The 814-nt window shown below is 63.9% G+C and carries 1 protein-coding gene; it reads left to right on the top strand.

Features of this window, described 5'->3' with window-relative positions; genetic code table 11:
• Nucleotides 1-2: 2 nt before the first annotated feature.
• A partial coding sequence (locus Q2M23_RS43685; protein WP_316399537.1) for an ABC transporter ATP-binding protein occupies nt 3-814 on the top strand: 812 nt, incomplete at its 3' end.

Below are 814 nucleotides of genomic sequence, written 5' to 3'. Positions count from 1 at the left end.
GGATTCTTCTGGAGGGGCGCTCGATCGACAACATGCCTCCACACAAGCGCGACATCGGCATGGTGTTTCAGAATTACGCGCTTTTTCCGCACATGACCGTGGAGGAGAACCTCGCCTTCCCGCTCAAGGTCCGCAAGCTCGGCAAGGCCGAGATCGAGGCCAAGGTCAAGCGGGCGCTCGACATGGTCCGGCTCGGCGCCTATGGCAAGCGCCGGCCCGGTCAGCTTTCCGGTGGCCAACAACAGCGCGTCGCGCTTGCCCGCGCCTTGGTCTTCGATCCGAAGCTCGTGCTGATGGACGAGCCGCTCGGGGCGCTGGACAAACAGCTGCGCGAGCAGATGCAGCTTGAGATCAAGCGCATCCACGAAGATCTCGGCGTCACCGTGGTCTATGTGACGCATGACCAGGGCGAAGCGCTGACGATGTCGGACCGCATAGCGGTGTTCAACGACGGGGTCATCCAGCAGCTCGCCGCGCCCGCCGAGCTGTACGAGCGGCCGCAGAACGCCTTCGTCGCCCAGTTCATCGGCGAGAACAACCGGCTGCACGGCAAGATCGTGGCGATGAATGGCACGACCTGCAACGTGGAGATCCCTGGCGCCGGCAACGTGCAGGCGCTAGCGATTAATGTCGAGGCGATCGGCCGGCCGACGGTGCTGTCGTTGCGGCCCGAGCGGGTGAAGCTGAACCCGCCTCCGGGCTCACTGCCCAATGTCTTCATCGCGCGGGTTGCGGAGGTGATCTATCTGGGCGACCACGTGCGTACCCGCGTCTCGGTGTGCGGCCATGATGATTTCGTGATCAAGCTGCCGAA

The sequence above is a fragment of the Bradyrhizobium sp. 33ap4 genome, assembly GCF_032654765.1.
Classification (GTDB): Bacteria; Pseudomonadota; Alphaproteobacteria; order Rhizobiales; family Xanthobacteraceae; genus Bradyrhizobium; species Bradyrhizobium australafricanum.
The sequence above is the reverse complement of the archived record's forward strand: the minus strand, read 5'-3'. Positions and strand labels throughout refer to the sequence as shown.